This window comes from Pseudomonas sp. ADAK7 (assembly GCF_012935675.1).
GTDB lineage: Bacteria > Pseudomonadota > Gammaproteobacteria > Pseudomonadales > Pseudomonadaceae > Aquipseudomonas.
The window spans coordinates 4,294,534-4,312,388 of record NZ_CP052861.1; the positions used below are offsets into that span (position 1 = coordinate 4,294,534).

General features: G+C 61.7%; 15 protein-coding genes and 1 pseudogene. 3 read left to right on the plus strand and 13 right to left on the minus strand.

Going from position 1 to position 17,855, the window contains the following annotated elements; translation table 11 throughout:
- Positions 1 to 147: 147 nt before the first annotated feature.
- Entirely contained in the window at positions 148 to 1,740 is a 1,593-nt protein-coding gene (locus HKK53_RS19755) for a glycosyltransferase family 39 protein (protein WP_169372213.1), read from the minus strand.
- Between the two features lie 195 nt (positions 1,741 to 1,935).
- Between HKK53_RS19755 and HKK53_RS19760 the strand changes: the two genes are divergently transcribed.
- Complete coding sequence (locus tag HKK53_RS19760; RefSeq protein WP_169372214.1) at positions 1,936 to 2,559, plus strand: phage tail protein; 624 nt, start codon at positions 1,936 to 1,938, stop codon at positions 2,557 to 2,559.
- A gap of 53 nt (positions 2,560 to 2,612) precedes the next feature.
- Positions 2,613 to 2,924 (plus strand): hypothetical protein, encoded by a 312-nt coding sequence (locus HKK53_RS19765; RefSeq protein ID WP_169372215.1) that lies wholly within the window; start codon positions 2,613 to 2,615, stop codon positions 2,922 to 2,924.
- Here the strand turns inward: HKK53_RS19765 and HKK53_RS19770 are convergent.
- From HKK53_RS19770 to HKK53_RS19785, 4 genes are read right to left on the minus strand one after another with little or no spacing between them, the layout of a single operon-like run.
- Positions 2,917 to 3,435: a GNAT family N-acetyltransferase gene (locus HKK53_RS19770; protein ID WP_169372216.1), complete on the minus strand. Its 519-nt coding sequence runs from the start codon at positions 3,433 to 3,435 to the stop codon at positions 2,917 to 2,919. The two genes, HKK53_RS19765 and HKK53_RS19770, sit on opposite strands and share 8 nt — an antisense overlap.
- 17 nt (positions 3,436 to 3,452) lie before the next feature.
- The gene (locus tag HKK53_RS19775) at positions 3,453 to 5,549 is read right to left on the minus strand and encodes an HlyD family efflux transporter periplasmic adaptor subunit (protein WP_169372217.1); all 2,097 of its coding nucleotides are present in this window, start codon (positions 5,547 to 5,549) and stop codon (positions 3,453 to 3,455) included.
- On the minus strand, positions 5,550 to 6,869 hold the full coding sequence (locus HKK53_RS19780) for an efflux RND transporter periplasmic adaptor subunit (protein ID WP_169372218.1): 1,320 nt from the start codon (positions 6,867 to 6,869) through the stop codon (positions 5,550 to 5,552).
- Complete coding sequence (locus HKK53_RS19785; RefSeq protein ID WP_169372219.1) at positions 6,866 to 7,648, minus strand: efflux RND transporter periplasmic adaptor subunit; 783 nt, start codon at positions 7,646 to 7,648, stop codon at positions 6,866 to 6,868. Before HKK53_RS19785 ends, HKK53_RS19780 begins: the two co-directional genes overlap by 4 nt.
- A 579-nt stretch (positions 7,649 to 8,227) precedes the next feature.
- Between HKK53_RS19785 and HKK53_RS32670 the strand changes: the two are divergent.
- Positions 8,228 to 8,494, plus strand: a pseudogene (locus HKK53_RS32670) (NYN domain-containing protein); the annotation flags it as partial.
- On the opposite strand, the gene HKK53_RS19790 reads toward HKK53_RS32670, so the two are convergent.
- The 8 genes from HKK53_RS19790 to HKK53_RS19825 form a co-directional block, all read right to left on the minus strand.
- Entirely contained in the window at positions 8,475 to 9,926 is a 1,452-nt protein-coding gene (locus HKK53_RS19790) for an efflux transporter outer membrane subunit (RefSeq protein ID WP_429528421.1), read from the minus strand. The pseudogene HKK53_RS32670 and the gene HKK53_RS19790 overlap by 20 nt on opposite strands.
- A 119-nt stretch (positions 9,927 to 10,045) precedes the next feature.
- A complete protein-coding gene (locus HKK53_RS19795) occupies positions 10,046 to 11,107 on the minus strand; it encodes an HlyD family secretion protein (protein ID WP_169372221.1) in 1,062 nt (353 codons plus the stop codon).
- 26 nt (positions 11,108 to 11,133) lie between these two features.
- The gene (locus HKK53_RS19800) at positions 11,134 to 12,669 is read right to left on the minus strand and encodes an MFS transporter (RefSeq protein ID WP_169372222.1); all 1,536 of its coding nucleotides are present in this window, start codon (positions 12,667 to 12,669) and stop codon (positions 11,134 to 11,136) included.
- A 139-nt stretch (positions 12,670 to 12,808) separates the two neighbouring features.
- Positions 12,809 to 13,729, minus strand: coding sequence for a LysR family transcriptional regulator (locus HKK53_RS19805; protein WP_169372223.1), 921 nt, complete (start codon positions 13,727 to 13,729; stop codon positions 12,809 to 12,811).
- A gap of 158 nt (positions 13,730 to 13,887) precedes the next feature.
- Positions 13,888 to 14,754, minus strand: a complete 867-nt coding sequence (locus tag HKK53_RS19810; RefSeq protein WP_169372224.1) for an ABC transporter permease — start codon at positions 14,752 to 14,754, stop codon at positions 13,888 to 13,890.
- Between the two features lie 20 nt (positions 14,755 to 14,774).
- Complete coding sequence (locus HKK53_RS19815) at positions 14,775 to 15,635, minus strand: ABC transporter ATP-binding protein (protein ID WP_169372225.1); 861 nt, start codon at positions 15,633 to 15,635, stop codon at positions 14,775 to 14,777.
- A 5-nt stretch (positions 15,636 to 15,640) separates the two neighbouring features.
- Positions 15,641 to 16,666, minus strand: coding sequence for an ABC transporter substrate-binding protein (locus tag HKK53_RS19820; protein WP_169372226.1), 1,026 nt, complete (start codon positions 16,664 to 16,666; stop codon positions 15,641 to 15,643).
- A gap of 17 nt (positions 16,667 to 16,683) precedes the next feature.
- The gene (locus HKK53_RS19825) at positions 16,684 to 17,571 is read right to left on the minus strand and encodes a TauD/TfdA dioxygenase family protein (RefSeq protein ID WP_169372227.1); all 888 of its coding nucleotides are present in this window, start codon (positions 17,569 to 17,571) and stop codon (positions 16,684 to 16,686) included.
- Positions 17,572 to 17,855: the final 284 nt, after the last annotated feature.

The window sequence follows — 17,855 nt, forward strand, 5'->3', positions numbered from 1 at the left end:
AATCCTTTGCATCACGCAACGACTAGTGGTGTTTTGATATCAATTCGAAGTTAAAAAGCTACGTATCCTTTGAAAGGATCGGGCCAGACCTGCTGAAGCGTTAAACCCGTTTTTTGTAATTATCAGTCCAGAAAGAGAATGTCCGGCTCAGCGCTTGCCGGCGGCCATCAAAAACAACCGCGCACGGTTACTGCCGGCGGCCTTTTCACTGATTTGTTGCCAGCCTGAGGGCAGCGGGGCGAATTCGTCGGGTTGGTCGGTGCTGCTGATCAACCACACACGCCCCGTACCTGAAGGTAGTTCAGTAAGGCGGTCGAGGTAGATTTTTTCCGCGTGGTCATCGATCAGGGTGCCAAACCCGTAGGCATTCGGGCGGCTGGAGCTGCCATTGGCCAGGGGTGGGGTGTAGAGCAACGGCGCGGCGTCGGTGCGGTTGTAATAGACATAGCTCAAGTACCAGAGCATGTCGCTGATGACGATGCGATCGCCCGCGACGTAATGCTGGTTGACGAACTCGACCATCACGCTGGTCTGGTCATCCACATCCACCGTGGCATTGGTCTTCACGCCCACCAGTTCGGTGCCGAGCAACAGCACCAGCAACGCCAGCGCCAACACGCGAAAACCGTCCAGCAGGCGGTCGATGGCCAGCCCCATGATCAGTGGCAGACCCAATGCATAGGCGGTCAGGTAGCGCTCGATAAACACCGGCGAAATAAACGACACGCCGAACACCAGCAGCAGCGGGACCACGGTGTAAATCGCGAGCAAGGCACTCCAGCGGTAGAGGCTGCGATCACGCATGACCGTCAGCACAATCACCGCCAGCAATAGCAGCGGCAGGGCGGCGAACATCAACCCTGGCAAGTTATCGCCATCGTCCTGAATCAGGTAATCCCAGACCATCGTCGGCAGCGAGCTGAGAGTAACGGCAGTTTCCCAACCCACGTCGCCATTGGCTTTGAGCTCATCCATGTGCTGCAGCAGATCGATCAGGCCGGGCAACCAGGGCATGAACAGCGCCACAATCGCGACGTTGGCCAGCCACCAGGCCGGCCGCGTGATGTGTTTCATCGGATGAGTAGGGTGCAGGCGCAAGACCAGCAAATAGGCCCAATGCACAATCACGCACAGCGCCGTGAAGTAATGGGTGTAGAACCCCGCCGTCATCAGCAGCGCATAGATCACCAGAGGCCGCGTATGCCGGGGTTGCTTGACCCAATACACCAACGCAACGGTCGCGCCGAGCAACCACAGCCCGAGCCACGAATACATCCGCACTTCCTGGCTGTAGCGCACCGCCGTGGGCAGCAGCGCCAGCAGCAAACCGGCGAGCAGCGCGGCACGGGGATTGGCCACCAGCCGCACCAGCCAAAACCCCAGCGCTACCGTGGCAATGCCGGGCAACGCGCTCAAGCTGCGGATAGAAAAAATGCCGTCGCCGAACAGCTCGATCCAGCCGTGCAACAGCATGAAATACAGCGGTGGGTGCACGTCATGGGCCGCGTGAAACCAGATATCGCCCAACGAGTATTGGCTCATCAACAGGCTTGAGCCTTCGTCGCCCCAAATGGCGGCAGCAGTGAGGTCGTAGAAACGCACCAGCGCGGCCAGCACCAGAATCAGCCAGAAGCCGTAATCGACCAGCCATTGCGGCAGAGGGGAAAACGCCGAGGCTCGCGTACGACCGGCATGTCCGTCAGGGCGGCCGGCAATTTCTGTTTCCCTGCGGTACTTCATGAATTCCCCGCTGGTCGAAAAAAGCTGATCACTCTTGGAGCCTGGAGCACGCCCGGGAGTTCGCTCGATGCTGCCCCCAACGCGGTGAGAACGCAATCCAGCGACATTTGCATCTGCGTCTACGCTGAGGAGTGGCCCGGACAGTAGCGTCGAGCCAGTACGGTCTCCTCCAAAAACCACATGGATGAAATAACTATGGACGTGTTTCTCGGAACCATTCTTCCCTTCGGCTTCCCCTATGCTCCCAGCGGTTGGATGCAAGCCAACGGGCAGACGCTGCCGGTCAACCAGTACAACGCCTTGTTCGCCTTACTGGGTGTGATCTATGGCGGTAACGGGCAGCAAACCTTCATGCTGCCCAACCTGTGCGGACGCTTGCCGATGCACCAGGGCCAAGGCGTCAACCTGACGAACCGAGTGATCGGTGAAGTCATCGGCACAGAAAACACCAGCCTGCTGGTGGGCAACCTGCCGCCCCACGCGCCAGTCATCACCGCGACCGCGACCTCGGCCCTGACCGCCTCGACCACGGTCAACCTGGCCAGTGTCGCCAGCACCCCGACCACCGCGCCGTCGAATGACAATGCCTACATCGGTGCCTCCGTGGCGACGGGGCCGAACTCTGCCGGGATCTTCTCGACAGCACTCGGCGCCAACCCCATTGCACTCAAGGGTGTCGACAGCACCGTCGGCGGCACCGTCAACGTCACCGCCACCGCGCAAACCATCGGCAGCGGTACACCGCTGGGCATCGTCAATCCGGTGCTGGTGCTGAACTTCTGTGTCGCGCTTCAGGGGCTTTTCCCTTCACGCAATTGACCTCGGTGTCGGGGCCGATGGCCCCGACCCTTCATTTTCCAGGGAGCAGGACCATGCTTGATCGGATTACCGGCGACCACTTCCGCCAGTTGCTCGGCACCTCCAAGCCGCTCTACCTGAGCGATGGCAGCGAAATACCGGTGGTGATCGTGTCGGTGGTGGATAAGCCCAATGCGCGTATGTCTGCCAGCGGTCGCATGCCGTTTGGTGTTGAGCTGAGCAGCCCGGTCCAGACGACTTTCATCGACGGCCCCTGCGCGATCGAGCTGCCTGAACTGGGCCGGATTGAAGGCATCGTCGTCTCGCGCACCCCGGAGCTGGGGCGCGACGCCAGCCACATCTACTTCGATATCACCGTCAACTGACCAGCGCCGACTGCGGCTGGCCGGGATACCAGACCAGCCGCTCGGCCGCCACGTTGCTTTCCTCGACCTGAAACCCCAACGCCAGATAGTGCCTACGTGCATGGGGATTGTTGGCCCAGACCACCGTCGCCACCGGGCAGCGCACCTGTTCGGCGGCTTTCTGCACCCCTTGCAGCACCGTGCGGCCATAGCCTTTACCGCGCGCGGCGGGGATAAACGCCAAGTACAAAACGCGGATTTCATTGGTGCCGAAATCGGCGGTCAACGCGCCAATTGGCGTGCCGAGTTTTTCCACCACGAAGTGCATGGCGTCGGGGTAGGACTCGCCGGTGCCCTGCTCTTGCACTTTGAATTGCTGGGCGATCACCTGTTCCACCAGCTCTTGCTCGCCATCGATCCATTGCAGATCGGGGCGAGCTGCATGGTAAAGGCTGTGCAAAAACGGTCCGTCAGTGGCACAGGACGGGCGCACCACCAGATCACCCACGTCATTGGAATTGCTGTTCAGCATTGCGAAGTCTCCCTGGGCTAAAAACCACTCTCCCTCACACCCAACGCCGCCATCCGGTGCCAGGCCGTTCCCAACAATGACTCACTGCGACCTTGCACCACCACCACACCGCGCAACGGTTGCGTCGGGGTGGCGATAGCGTCGAGCGGCCTGAGGCGTACCGCGTATTGCGCCTGAATCGGCTCCGGGCGCTGGCTCTGGTCGCGGCGCACCGCAATCGGCCCGTGATGGTCGGACGTCAGCGCTTCCTGCTCAATGAACCCGGCACCGTTGGTGTCGATTTCGCTCAGTTGCACGGCGACGGCCGGGTGCATCGGGTCCTCGGCGATAAACCGCCCCTGAGCCCCGGGCGCGACCCGCCACAATTCGGCCTCGGCCAGATAACCACGCAAACGCGCGCCCTCCTCGACCACCCTGGCCAGCGGCTCCTTGGGCGACAACCAGCGCCCGGCATTCAATTGCGGCAGCAGGTCACGCACCTTGCCGGCCTGGGGGGCCCGAATCAGCAAACGCTCGCGCTGCGCGGCCAGTCCGCGATACTCGGCCACGGCTTCGGCCAGACGCTGCTCGACGATGCCAGCGTCGGCCACGGTTTCACTGCGGCTGGCCTGCCGGCGCATCTGCAATTGCTGGATCTGGATTTCCCGGCGGACGATGGCCTGGCGTGAGTCGAGGTCAGGGGATTCCAGTTCAATCAACACCTCGCCCTGGGCCACCAGCTGACCATCGCGCACGTTCACCTGCTTGACCCGCGACGCCACCGGCGCATGCAACGTGCTGACGCGACCGGCCTCGAGCATCGACGGCAACTCCACCGCACTGCGCCACGGCACCGCCAACAGCAGAACAATCGCGACCAACCCCAGCGTGCTCAGCAACACCCGCGGGGCGTGGGCCTGATCGCGGCGGGTCCACCACTCGCGCCATTCACGCACGATCGGCAGGAAGATGAACCACACCAGTTCGACGAACATCAGGAAGATGCCCAACAGCTTGAAGAACAGGTGATACACCGCCAGCGCAATCCCGAAAAACAGCACCGCGCGCCACAGCCACGAACCGTAGCCCCAGATCAACAAACGGCGTTGCATCGACGGCGACCAAGGCTCCGGCGCCGGCGCGCCATAACCGAACAGGGCTTCGCGCAAACGCCAGCGGCACAGGGCAAAGGCTGGACCCTGGAGGTTGTCGACTTCCCAGAAGTCACTGAGCAAAAAGTAACCATCGAAGCGCATGAACGGGTTGAGGTTAATCACCAGCGTGGTGATCCAGGTCGCGCTGGCGAGCATGAACGCCGCTGTGCGTCCGGGCCCGTCGGGCAGGAACGACCAGGCCAGCAACGCGACGCTGGCCAGCAGCAATTCCGCCATCACGCCCCCGGCGCCGATCAGCAACCGGGCGCGCCGATCATTGACCCGCCAGGCGTCGCTGACATCGGTGTAGAACATCGGCAGCATCACCATGAATGCCACGCCCATGCTCTGCACCCGGCAACCGGCACGCTTGGCCATGAAGGCGTGGCCGAATTCGTGACAGAGCTTGGCAAAGAACAGCGCCACACCGAACGACAGTGCGCCGCCAAGGCTGAACAAATGCGGGAAGGTCGCGATAAATCGCTGCCAGTCCCGGGACACCAGGAACACCCCCAGCATCAGGGTGGCCGGCAAGCCGAAGCGCAAAGCATTCGGGCCGAAGCGCTCCAGCCACGGCCAGGCGCGATTGAGAAACGCGTCCGGGCGCCACAGCGGAATGCGGAAAAACAGGTATTGGTGCAACAGGACCTGCCACAGCGTCTGGCGCTGGGAGGCGGCTTTCAGGCTGTAGCTGGCGCGCTGTTGCGGATCGAGGGCGGTGATCAGGTCGTGGCCACGGAGGAAATTCAGCAGTTGCTCAAGCTCAGTGCCATCCAACGGCAGGCCCGGCTCGCGGTTCGCCGCTTGCAACACCTTGTCGGGATCGCCCAGGGACCAATGACGCAACAGGCGCATCGCCGCCGCGCCGAGTTTGAAATAACGACCGCGCACCGGGTCGGCCAGGGTCCAGCGCGGCGAGCCGTCGAGGGCCGGCGCCGCCGCTTGCAGTTGCAAGTCTGCCCGCAGGCTCGGCAGGTTCATCTACAGGCCCACGCTTTGACGCAACCCGGCCAGTGGTCGACGCAACAGGTACAGCGCCAGCGGCGCACGGTCGCCGAAAATTTTCGCGGTGCCGCGCAGGCCGATACGTGGCGGAGCCGCATCGAAGTTTGCGTCCAATCGATAAGCCAGTTGTCCGCCCGCCGTGGGCTGCGCTTCGTAGGCTGAGCGTTCGAGTTTGGCCAGATGCCGTTGCAAGGGATCGCTGTCGAGAAACAGCGAAACCTCTGCCCCCGGCTCCAGGGCAATCGCATCGCCCACCGCCAATTCGATGCGCAACTCGGCCTGGTTCGGGTCGGCGATTTCCATCAACCGTTCGCCGGTCTGCACCGGTTTGCCGGTCCAGCGTTCGGCGTCGGCAAACACGGCAATGCCATCGCGCTCGGCGCGCACTTCGCTGCGTTTAAGCAGCTCGCGGGCGTAGTCCCGCTCGGCGCGTTTCTGTTCGACCCGCGCCGCCAGCAGGTCAATTTTCGAACTGGATTCGGCGTCGGCGAAGGAGCGTTGGGAATTGGCCTTGAGCTCGGCTTCGGCCACGCCCAGGGCGCGCTGGGACACATCGGCCTGAGCCTTGAGCGTGGTGTTTTCGAAGCGCAGCAGCAGGTCGCCGGTTTTCACCGTTTGATTGGGCTTGACCAGGAACTCTGAAATCACCCCGTCCAGCGGCGCGGCGACAACACGACCGCCCAACGGCACCACTTCGGCCGGCGCCAGCACCGATTGGCGCACCGGGATCAACAGGGCCAGCAGCGCCACCGCCACCAGCGCTACCTGACGTTTACGGGTCCAGCGCAACCGCCACGGTTTGCGCGGTTGCAGCGCGAGCCAGGCATGGCTGTAGGTGTCGCCGAGTTGCGAGAGCAAAACTTGTTCGGAGGGATTCCAGGGATTGTCCCGGGCCAGCCACAAACCGCCAAAGACTTCGCCCTGATGATCGATCAGCGGCAGCCAGAACACCTGGGCGGCGCTAAGGCTTTGCCAGTCGGCCTGGATCGATTCGCTGAGGCCATCGTGCGGGATCACCCGCGCCTGTTTCAGGATTTCGCGTTTGAAGAGCTGCGCCACTGCTTGCTCGACGAACGCCACGAACGGCGCATTCGGGTCCACCGCACTGACGCCGGTCACGGCCTGCACCTTGCCGGCAATCAACAGCGCCGCATGGCGAAAACCGAACAGTGCCTGGCCGTCGTTGACCAGGCTGTAGGCCAGTTGCGCCGGGGTGCGCGCGGCGCGGGTCAGGCGTTCGAGGTCGAGAAAGCGGGCGAATACCTGCTCGGCGCCGCCGGTCAGCGGCGCGTTCACTTGAGCTCCGCGAAGCGCGCCGTTCCACTCATGCCGGCCAACAAGCCGTTAGCGTTGGGCAGCGTCGCCACCAGCAACAAGGTCTGGCTGCCTTCATCGATCCGCGCGCCCAGGCGCTTGACCGTGGCATCCAGCGGCTGGCCGGTTTCATCGGGGACAAAACTGAAGGTCTGGCCGGGCTTGAGCTTGCCCATCCAGCGCGACGGAATCAGTAGATGGATTTCCAGGGTGCGGTTATCGACCACATCCAGCAACGGCGCGCCGGCCGCCACGCTTTCATAACGCTGGACCTTGCGCTCGACGACCTGGCCATCGAACGGTGCGAGCACACTGCAGCGTTTGACCTGCACCTGATAAACCTGGGATTGCGCCTGAGTCTCGCTGACCTTGGCCTCGGCCCGCGCCACTTCAAAACGCCCGACCGAATTCAATGCGGCCAATTGCTTGTTGTGCGACAGCTCTTCACTGGCCCCACGGCTGGCGGCTTGCGCCGCGTTGAGCTGGGCCTGAAAACCCGAGCAATCAAACTTCGCCAGGGTATCGCCCTTCTTGAACGACTCGCCCTCGCTGAACGGCAACTCGACAATCCGCCCCGGCAACTCGCTGGCCAGCACCGCCTGATCCCGCGCCCGCAAAACGCCGCGGGCTTCACTGCTGGCCTGCGCGGTGCCACCGGCCGCGTTGTTTTCCAGCAACGGATCATCTGGCGCAGGCGTTTGCGCCTGTACTGCGCACGTTACAAAGGTCAATCCGATAACCCAGCTTCCAAAACGCGGCATAACCGTGACTCCCTGACGGATGACCGGAGTCTACGACAGCGGGGGGTTGCGTCAAGCGAATAGCCAGCATTGGGTGGAAATGTGTTGTTTCAAAAAGGACAAAATTTTCAGAGTGTTCGTTTGCTCTCCCACTTAATGAGAGCGGGTACAAAATCCCACACGAAAACGGGAACTCGCCTTCAGTCGAAACTGAAGCGGGAGGATGGACGCTTCGCCCCTGCACACTATTCCCCTCTTCGCAGCTTGCCTGTCGCAACCGTTAACAGATGAAGCCAATTGTGACTTGACCATCAACCCGGCACCTACCCAAAACTGGGTTGCCGGTGCGGGATTTCATCCAGTCGTTTAGAGCCTCAGTCAATCGAAGGTTGACGTATTTGGCACCACACAACTTAGGATCGCCCTACTGAACCCCGTACGCAGAGATTAAATTCACTGGCCGTTGGGGTGAAGAAACCGGCCTAGGCCGGTTTTTTCGTTTCTGAGGATCAAGTTTGTGCGTACAGCTTTCTTTGCTGATGGCTACAACGTGTTCTATGGATTGCTCGCGGGTACTCCATACAAGCCGCACTCGAAGTTCATGAACGTATCGAACAGCTAGTGCTGGTATCCAGCGACACCGACATGACTCCTGCCCTTAGAGCTATTCGTGAAGATTTTCCTGACATTACCGTTGGAGTCATTCTTCCTCATCGAGCAGGGTTAAACCGACCATCGCCTGGATCGTTGAAAGAAAACGCTCACTGGATGCGAAGAGTCATATCTGCAGAAAAGCTCCAGTCACACCAGTTTCCAGAAAAGGTCCCTACCCGCAAGACGCCAGCCATCAAACCGGATTATTGGTAGCGACTTTCGCCACCGGATAAACCGACTCCCACCCTCCCCCCAACGCCTTGTACAACCCCACCATCGCCAACGACACGCCCGTCGAGCTCTCAACCCATTGCTGCTGAGTCGCCAACAACTCCCCTTGCACGGTCAGCACGTTGACGAAATCCACCACGCCTTCCACGTATTGCTGTTGCGCGGTGCGCAGGGCGATCTGGTTTTGGCGGACGGCTTCGGCGAGGCTGTCGCGGCGTAGTTGGCTGGCGTTGTAGGCGGTCAACTGGTCGTCGATTTCATGCCAGGCGCGTAGCACGGTTTGCTGATAGGCGATGGCCGCTTCCTGTTGCTGGGCTTCGCGCAGGTTGAGCATGCCGCGCAGGCGACCGCCGTCGAACAGCGGCAAGCTGAATTGCGGGCCGATGCCGAATGAGCGTGAGCTCCAGGAACCGAAATCGCTCAGTTGCATGGCCTGGGAACCGATGTTGCCCGACAAGGTGATCCGCGGATAGAAATCGCCCTTGGCCACGCCGATGCTTGCCGTCGCGGCATGCAGGCGGGCTTCGGCCTGGCGGATGTCGGGGCGGCGTTCGGCCAGTTGCGACGGCAGGCCGATGGCGACCTGACGCGGGGTCTGCGGCACTGGCGCGTCTGTGGATAACTCGGCGTGCAACGCTTGCGGTGGTTCGCCCATCAATAGGCTCAGGGCGTTGATCAGTTGTGACTGACGCTGCTCCAACGCTGGCAGGCGCGACTCGATGGCTGCCACTTGCGCGGCGGCTTCGGCGACGTCCAGGTCCGTGGCAACGCCGTCGGCCAGGCGCAATTGCGAGAGCTTCAGGCTGTGCCGGGCGACGTCGAGGTTCTGCTCGGTGACAGCGCGGGTGTTCTGCACGCCGCGCAGCTGGATGTAGTCCTGGGCGGTTTCAGCCAATACCGACAACAGCACGCCGCGACGGTCGTTTTCCGCGACTTCGAGGGTGGCGTCGGCGGCTTCGGTTTCGCGGCGCACGCGGCCCCAGAAATCCAGTTCCCAGGAGGCGGAAAAACCGGCGTCCCAGAGGTTGAAGGCCGAGTGGCCGTTTTTGCCGGAAGGATCGCTCAGGCCTTCGCCGCTGTTGCGTTCACGCCCGTAGCTGCCGGTGGCGGCGGTCATGGGATAGCGGTCGGCGGTGATGACTTGCCGTGCGGCGCGGCTTTGCTGCAAGCGGCTGCTGGCGAGCTTCAGGTCGAGGTTATCGGTCAGGGCGCGCTGACTCAGGGCCGAGAGTTTCGGGTCGTGGAACACTTCCCACCAGCGCTCGTCCATCGTCTGCGTCGTCGCTTGGCTTTCCGCGGCGTTGGCGGGTTTTGACCATTCGGCGACTTGCTGTGGCTCGGGTTTGAGGAAGTCCGGGCCGACGGTGCAGGCGCTCAGGGACAACAGACTCAAAACAATAGCGGCTGACAGCATGCAGCTTTTGTGGCGAGGGAGCTTGCTCCCGCTCGAGTGCGCAGCACTCGTCGATTTTTTTGGGTCCGCTTCGCGGCCCAGCGGGAGCAAGCTCCCTCGCCACAGGATTGCGAGAGAGTTCATCGCTTGGCCACCTCACGCATTGGCGTCGCCGTATCAATCCGCGCGTCCACCGACATCCCGACCCGCAACCGCTCCGCCAATGGCTGGCCCGGATCGAGGACGATCTTCACCGGAATCCGCTGCACGACCTTGGTGAAGTTGCCGGTGGCGTTGTCCGGTTTGACCGAGGCAAACGTCACCCCGGTGGCCGGTGCGATGCTTTCGACGCGACCGCTCAACATCTCACCGCCGAGACTATCAACGCGCACCTGCACGTCCTGCCCCTGCTGCACATCCCGCAATTGAGTCTCCTGGAAATTGGCCACCACAAAAGCCTGGGCCAACGGCACCACGGCGAGAATCTTGCTGCCCGGCGTGACATAAGCGCCCACCCGCACCGCCCGCTCACCGACCATGCCGTCCTGCGGCGCGACGATGCGCGTGTAAGACAGTTCGTAACTGGCGATTTCCAGCGCCGCTTGCGAGCGTTTCAGTCCACCTTCGGCGGCATCACGCTGGGCGGTAAGAATGTCCACTTGCTTGCGCTCCGCCGCGAGCACCGCCGTGGCATTGGCCAGCCGCGCGGTCGCCTGATCGATGCGGGTACGCGCCTGTTGCGCGTTCTGCACCGTGCCGGCGCCGACGCCAGCGAGGTGGTTGTAGCGGTTCAATTCATGCTCGGCGAAAGCCATTTCTGCCTTGGCCGAGACCACTGTGGCCTGGGCCTGGGCGATCACCGAGGTCTGACGCTCAAGGGTTGCCCGGGCGTTTTGCAGTTGCGCCCTGGCCACCAGGGTTTCGGCGTCTGCGGCCTGGGCGGCGGCGCGTAGGTCGCGGTCATCAATCAAGGCCAGCAACTGCCCGGCCTTGACCTGCTGGTTGTCCTCCACCAGCACCTCTTTGATAAACCCGGCGACACGCGGTACGACCAAGGTGAAGTCCGCCGAGACAAAGGCGTCGTTGGTGCTCTGTTGCGTGCGTTTGCCGAACAGACCCGGTGCGACCAAGTAAATCAGCACGCCGACCGCGATCGCGGTAGCCACGCCGACCGCCACTTTTTGCTTGGTAAAAGTCGTCATAAAAACCTTCTGTTTCAGTGAAGCGTTCAAGTCGGCGCACGGGGCGGGAAGATCCGCGTCGGCAGCCAGAAAATCAGCAGGATCAGCGCAACCGCGACGCCCGCCATGCACAGATAAAGATCGGAAGCGGTCAGCACCACGGCCTGCTCATGCAGTCGATGGGCAAGGCCGGCGCTGTCGCTGTCGGCCAGGGGCGAGTTGCCGAGGCTGTCGACCAACATGGTCGAGTGGAAATGCAGGCGTGCGGTGGTCAGCGCATCGATGATGCCGGTGGCGATCACCGCCGACAGGCCTTTGACGGTGTTGAACCAGGCCGAGGCGAACGGCCCTTCCATCGGCGTGATGCTGCCGGTGGAGAGCATCAACAGCGGCAACACCGCCATGGGTTGCCCGAAGATTTGCAGCAGTTGAAGGACGTAGAAATCATCACGAATCCACACCGAGGTCAGCTGCGAACCGCCGAGGCAGGACAGCACCAGCATGCTCAAACCGATCCCCAGCACCCAGCGGCAATCCACCCAGCGCAAGTTGCACAACGCCGCCACCAACGGCAGCGCGATCAACTGCGGCAGTGCCGCGATCAGCATGATCGGCGCGGTCTGGATCGGTCGATAACCCTGGACTTGCGCCAGGTAACTGGACGGAATGATCACCACCGCCAACAGCACCACCAGAACGCCGGCCAGGGTCATCAAGGCGAACGACAGGTTGCGAATCCCGAGCATCTGCAACTTGAAGAACGGGATCGGCTGCGACCATTCGTTGATCAAAAACAGCACCAACAACAGCAGCCCGCCGCCAAGCAAAAGGCAGATCAGGCTCGATTCAAACCAGTCCAGCCGATTGCCCTGCAGGATGCCGATCACCAACATGCAGATCGCCGGAAACCCCAGCAGCAAACCGCGCCAGTTGAATTGCTTCAGGCGCTCCAGGCGCAGCGGGTCCTGAGGCAAACCGTAAGCCACTGCCGCCATGGCAATCAAACACGGCACGATGATTTGCCAGAAGGTCCATTGCCAACCGACGTACTCGGTCCACAACCCGGCCAATGGCGTACCGAGGCCAGGGCCGAAGGTCGCCGTCAGGGCATACCCGGCCAAACCGTAGAGCTTGACGTTGGCCGGCAGGAAACGCAGGGCGACGGTCATCAGCATCGGCGGCAACGCCCCGCCGGCAAGGCCCTGGACGATGCGCATCAGCAACAGGCTTTCGTAGTTCGGCGCGAACGGGCACAGCACGCCCAGCAGGGTGAAGAGGCCGATGGCGCAGAGGGTGAAACGGCGCAACGAGAACGTCACCGAGCACCACGGCGCGAACGCCATCGCTGCCACCGAGGTCGCGGTGTAGCTGGCGACCAGCCAGGTGCCTTCGTCGTAGCCGATGGCCAACGCGCCGCGAATGTCGGCCAGGGCGACTTTGGTCACCATCTCGTTCAGGCCGGACACCAGCACCGCCAGCAACACGCCCACCAGACCGATGATGATCCGCAGACCGAATACCGGCGGCGTGATGGCGGCAGGGCTGGCCACGGCGAGAGGGGCCGGGGCCGTGAGGGAAGTCATTTACTGCGAGCTCCGGTGTGTGAATACCGGGGCATTTTAGGGAGGATGGGACGTTACGAAAATTGACTTATTGGCAGTTTATAAGTGCGCCAGACGCAGCAATCAAAAGACAAGATCAAAAAATCGCATCTCTTGATCTTCAAACCGGTTGCGCAGCCAACCACGTCTCATCACAACACGCCTTAAGAGTCTCACGCATCCAGCGATGAGCCGAATCCTTGTCGAACCGCGGATGCCAGGCCTGGGTCAGCATCAGCGTCGGCAATGGAATCGGCAACGTGAACGAACGCAGCTTCAACCCCAAACGCCGCACGCTCAGCAGCGCTTCCTTCGGCACCGGCAGCAGCAGATCGGAATCAGGCAAGGCAAACATCGCCGCGTGAAAGCTCGGCGCAATCACCGCCACGCGGCGCTCCAGCCCCAAGGCGTTGAGCGCGGTGTCGATCGGCCCACGGGCAATCCCGCGCCGGGACATGCTGATGTGGGCAAACCCGGCGTAGCGCTCAGCGGTGATTTCTTCATCGAACAGCGGATGATCTTCCCGCGCCAGGCCGACGAACTGAGTGGAAAACAGGTTCTGGATCTTCACTTCTGGCATCACCGGGCGATTGTTGCTGATGCTCAGGTCGATCCGCCCTTCGCGCAGCGCCTCATCGTCGCCATCGCCTTCAGGGACGAAGCGCAGCTCGCAGTGCGGGGCCTGACGCTCCATGGTGTCGAACAACTTGCCGCCGTAAACGCCGACGAAAAAGTCATTGGCGCGGATGCTGAAGCGCCGACGCAACGTGCTCAGTTCCACCGCTTCCGCCGAGCGGAACAGCAGCGCCGCTTGCTCAACCACGTCCCGCACCTGTTCACGCAGTGCCAACGCCTTGGGGGTCGGCACCAGCCCACGGCCGGCGCGGACCAGAATCGGGTCGCCGATGGCTTCGCGGATGCGCGTCAGGGTGCGGCTCATGGCCGCCGGGCTGAGGTTCATCCGCCGCGCGGCGCCCACCACGCTGCCCTCATCGAGCAAAGCGTCGAGGGCGACCAACAGGTTCATGTCCGGGAGTTGCATGCTGAGCACTCTTGGCTGATCAGGATTGATTCAGACGCAATGCTAGCAGCGAATCTACCCGTAGGAGCAAAGCTTGCTCGCGATTGAGACGCCGCGGTGTATCAGGTAGACCGCGTTATCGTTCATCGCGAGCAAGCTTTGCTCCTACGGATTGGGGGTTAGCGCTGCATCCCCCAGCGCTTTACCGTCACCCGCTCCAACGTGTCGAACACCAGGTTCTCCACCAATAGCCCAATCAAAATCACCACCGCCAACCCGGCGAACACCTTGTCCGTATAAAGCTCATTCCGATTCTGAAAAATATACCAACCCAACCCGCCCTTGCCGCTGGTGGCCCCAAACACCAACTCAGCCGCAATCAACGTGCGCCAGGCAAACGCCCAGCCGATTTTCAGCCCCGCCAGAATCGACGGCAGCGCCGCCGGGATCAGGATGAACAGCACGAAACGCATACCCTTCAAGCCATAGTTGCGCCCGGCCATGCGCAGGGTTTCAGAGACGCCGAGAAACCCGGCATAGGTGTTGAGGGCCAAAGCCCACAGCACCGAATGCACCAGCACAAAAATCAGGCTGTTCTGCCCCAGGCCAAACCACAGCAACGCCAGCGGCAACAGTGCAATCGCTGGCAGCGGATTGAACATCGAGGTCAGCGTACTCAGCAGGTCGCGACCGAACTGCGTCGAGACCGCCAGCGTGGTGAGGGCAAAGGCCAGGACGATGCCAATCAGGTAACCCTTCAGTAAAACGACCAGCGAAATCCACACTTTGCCCAGCAATTCGCCGCTGAGCAGGCCGTCATACAGCGCGCTGCTGGTTTGCAGGAAGCTTGGCAGCAACAGGTCGTTGTTCTGGACGCGGGCGACGATTTCCCAAAGTACCGCGAGCAAAATCAGGATCAGGCTTTTGCGCAGCCAGCCTTGTTGCCACAGGCGCTGACCGAGGGGCAGTTCACGCTCCACGGGCACGCTGAGCAGCGGTTGCAGGTCGGTTTCGAACTCTTTACGCGCAGATGAAAACTGGCTCATCGGGCAATCCTCTCAATGGCTCAATAAGCGATGCGGATGTCGGCGAAATCCAGCTCGCGCTCGGTCTCCGGCGATTGACCTTCATCGAACAACAACCGATGAATCCGCTGCGCCGATTCCTGGAACGCCACGCCGCCGAGGCTGTGCAAGTCGTATTGATGACTGTGGACTTCCGCCCGCACGCGACCCGGATGCGGCGACAGCAGCAGGATGCGATTGCCCACCACCAGCGCTTCTTCGATGGAGTGGGTGACGAACAGCAGCGTAAAACGCACCTCTTCCCAGAGCAGCAGCAATTCTTCCTGCATCTTGCGTCGGGTCAGCGCGTCGAGAGCGGCGAAGGGTTCGTCCATCAGGAGGATTTTCGGCTGCATCGCCAACGCCCGAGCAATGGCTACCCGCGCTTTCATGCCGCCGGACAGGGTATGCGGATAGGCATCGGCAAACGCCGCCAACCCGACCTTGTCCAGATAATGCAGCGCTCGCTCCTCGGCGTCCTTGCGCTTGAGGGTTTTAGAGGCGAGCAGTGGAAACATCACGTTCTGCTTCACCGTTTTCCACGGCGGCAGTTGATCGAATTCCTGGAACACCACGATCCGGTCCGGCCCCGGTGCGTCGACGGTTTGCCCCAGCAGACGAATCTCACCCTCGCAAGGCTGAATGAACCCGGCGACGGCTTTGAGCAACGTCGATTTGCCGCACCCGGACGGGCCGAGCAGGACAAAGCGGTCCGCCGGATCGACCTCGAAACTGACCTGATGGGTGGCCCGGACAACCCGCTGCGGCGTGCGGTATTCCAGGCTGACGTGATCGACCGACAGCAGCGCCTGGGCTGCCGCGATCGGGTTGCTGGCCGTGTGGCCTTGCAAAGGAGCGTTCATCTCGATCAGCTCCCTTGCAGCGGTTTGGCGTCCTGGAAGAAGTAATCCTTCCACGAATCCGGTTTGTTTTTGATCGCGCGGACGCGGTAGAGGAATTCCGCCAGCGGGTAGGTGTTTTTCGGCGTGACGCTGAATTCGAACTGCGGGTTGTCGATGATTTTCAGCAGCGCCGCACGGTCGATTTTGGCCTTGGTCACGCGGATGTAAGTGTCCGCCGCTGCGCCTTTATCGTTCTGCGCGAATTGCGCCGCTTCGGTCAGGGCTTCGACGAACGCCTTGTAGGTTTTCGGGTTCTCGTCGCGGAATTTCTCGGTGGCGAATAGCACCGTCGGCGAGTTCGGGCCGAGCAGGTCATAGGTATTGAGCACCACATGTACGTTAGGGTTTTCCAACGCCTGATCCTGGAACGGCGGGTTGGAGAAATGCCCGGTCAGCTCAGTGCCGCCAGCAATCAGCGCAGCCGTCGCGTCCGGGTGTGGAATGGCGATGGTGTATTTGTCGAGGCGATTGAATTCCTTGTCGCCCCACTGCTTGGCCGCCGCGTATTGCAGGAAGCGCGACTGCACGGAAACCCCGACCGCCGGCACCGCAATCCGGTCCTTTTCGGTGAAGTCAGCGATGGTTTTGACCTTGGGATTATTGCTCACCAGGTAATACGGGAAGTTACCCAACGAAGCGACGGCTTTGACGTTCTGCTTGCCGTGGGTGCGATCCCAAATGGTCAGCAACGGACCGACGCCGGCGCCGGCAATGTCGATGGAACCGGATAGCAACGCATCATTGACCGCCGCGCCGCCCGAGAGCTGAGTCCAGTCGACCTTGATGTCGATGCCTTCCTGCTTGCCGTACTTCTCGATCAGGTTTTGATCGCGGACCACGTTGAGCAGCAGGTAAACAATGCCGAACTGCTCGGCGATGCGGATTTCACCTTCAGCCTGGGCCACGGTCGGTGCCAACAGGCTGCTGGCGAGCAGGCTGAAACCCAGGCCGATGGCCGCAGCCAGCGGTGCCAATGAAAGACGTTTGGACATGATGGATCTCCGACAAATCAGAAAGGCGCGTCGCCCTGGATGGTGGTGCGAAACAGCTTGCGGCGCAGGTAGCTGGGGCAACCGGCGGCAAGGTGAATCAGCGAGCGGTTGTCCCAGAACACCAGGTCGTGGGGCTGCCACTGATGGCGGTAGATGTTTTGCGGCAACACGCTGTGGGCGTAGAGCTCGTCGAGCAGTTGTTTGCTCTCATCTTCCGGCAGGCCGGCGATGCGCGTGGTGAAACCCTCGCTGACGAACAACGCTTTGCGCCCGTTTTCCGGGTGGGTGCGAACGATCGGGTGCACGACTTCGGCGACCTGGGCGAGCTGCTCCGGGGTCAGGGTCGGGCGCCAGTTGCCTTCGAATTTGGTTTCGCTGTAGCGCGCGGTGTAGGAGTGCGCGGCGGAGCGACCTTCAACGGCTTTACGCAACGCCTCGGGCAAGCCGTCCCAGGCTTTGTGCATGTCAGCGAAGAGGGTGTCGCCGCCTTCGGATGGCAATTCCTGGGCATGCAGCATCGAGCCGAGGCTCGGCAGTTCTTTATAGGAAAGGTCCGAGTGCCAGAACTTGCCCGCATCACCGAGGCCGACGGAGACGCCGTTTTCGATGATGTTGGAAACGATGAGGATTTCCGGGTGCCCGGTCAGCAGGAACTGCTTCAGCACATGGATCTGCAACACGCCGAAGCGGCGGCTGAAATCGATTTGCTGTTCGGGGGTAATGCGCTGGTCGCGGAACACAACGACGTGATGATCCAGGTGCGCGCGGTGGATGCGGGCGAAGTCCTGGTCATTGATCGGGCGGGACAGGTCCAGGCCGATGATTTCGGCACCGACGGCGCCGCTGAACGGGCGGATGTCGAAGGTTTGCGGTGCGATGCTTTGCGACGTAGAGACGGCTGACATTTGAATCACTCCCACGCACGGCACGCTCAAGGGCGCGCGCGTCGATCAGAAACTCACGGAGGTCCCGTGTTGGTTCGTGTCGTGCGGCGCGCCGATTGGTCGGCAGGTACGCAGGAGAGTGACTTTATAGTCATAAGAATTGAAATTTAAATACCGTTAGTGAATAACGATATGGCAGAACTAGCGATGAGCTACCTGTGGCGAGGGAGCTTGCTCCCGTTGGACTGCGCAGCAGTCCTTTTTTTTAGGGTCGCTTCGCGCCCCAGCGGGAGCAAGCTCCCTCG

Excerpts from the sequence above, each read along its gene's own strand:
- HKK53_RS19805 (WP_169372223.1), bottom strand. The coding sequence starts at position 13,729 with ATGCAACTCCCGGACATGAACCTGTTGGTCGCCCTCGACGCTTTGCTC.
- HKK53_RS19775 (WP_169372217.1), bottom strand. The coding sequence starts at position 5,549 with ATGAACCTGCCGAGCCTGCGGGCAGACTTGCAACTGCAAGCGGCGGCG.
- HKK53_RS19760 (WP_169372214.1), top strand. The coding sequence starts at position 1,936 with ATGGACGTGTTTCTCGGAACCATTCTTCCCTTCGGCTTCCCCTATGCT.
- HKK53_RS19795 (WP_169372221.1), bottom strand. The coding sequence starts at position 11,107 with ATGACGACTTTTACCAAGCAAAAAGTGGCGGTCGGCGTGGCTACCGCG.
- HKK53_RS19785 (WP_169372219.1), bottom strand. The coding sequence starts at position 7,648 with ATGCCGCGTTTTGGAAGCTGGGTTATCGGATTGACCTTTGTAACGTGC.
- HKK53_RS19765 (WP_169372215.1), top strand. The coding sequence starts at position 2,613 with ATGCTTGATCGGATTACCGGCGACCACTTCCGCCAGTTGCTCGGCACC.
- HKK53_RS19770 (WP_169372216.1), bottom strand. The coding sequence starts at position 3,435 with ATGCTGAACAGCAATTCCAATGACGTGGGTGATCTGGTGGTGCGCCCG.
- HKK53_RS19815 (WP_169372225.1), bottom strand. The coding sequence starts at position 15,635 with ATGAACGCTCCTTTGCAAGGCCACACGGCCAGCAACCCGATCGCGGCA.
- HKK53_RS19800 (WP_169372222.1), bottom strand. The coding sequence starts at position 12,669 with ATGACTTCCCTCACGGCCCCGGCCCCTCTCGCCGTGGCCAGCCCTGCC.
- HKK53_RS19825 (WP_169372227.1), bottom strand. The coding sequence starts at position 17,571 with ATGTCAGCCGTCTCTACGTCGCAAAGCATCGCACCGCAAACCTTCGAC.
- HKK53_RS19790 (WP_429528421.1), bottom strand. The coding sequence starts at position 9,926 with ATGCTGTCAGCCGCTATTGTTTTGAGTCTGTTGTCCCTGAGCGCCTGC.
- HKK53_RS19820 (WP_169372226.1), bottom strand. The coding sequence starts at position 16,666 with ATGTCCAAACGTCTTTCATTGGCACCGCTGGCTGCGGCCATCGGCCTG.
- HKK53_RS19755 (WP_169372213.1), bottom strand. The coding sequence starts at position 1,740 with ATGAAGTACCGCAGGGAAACAGAAATTGCCGGCCGCCCTGACGGACAT.
- HKK53_RS19810 (WP_169372224.1), bottom strand. The coding sequence starts at position 14,754 with ATGAGCCAGTTTTCATCTGCGCGTAAAGAGTTCGAAACCGACCTGCAA.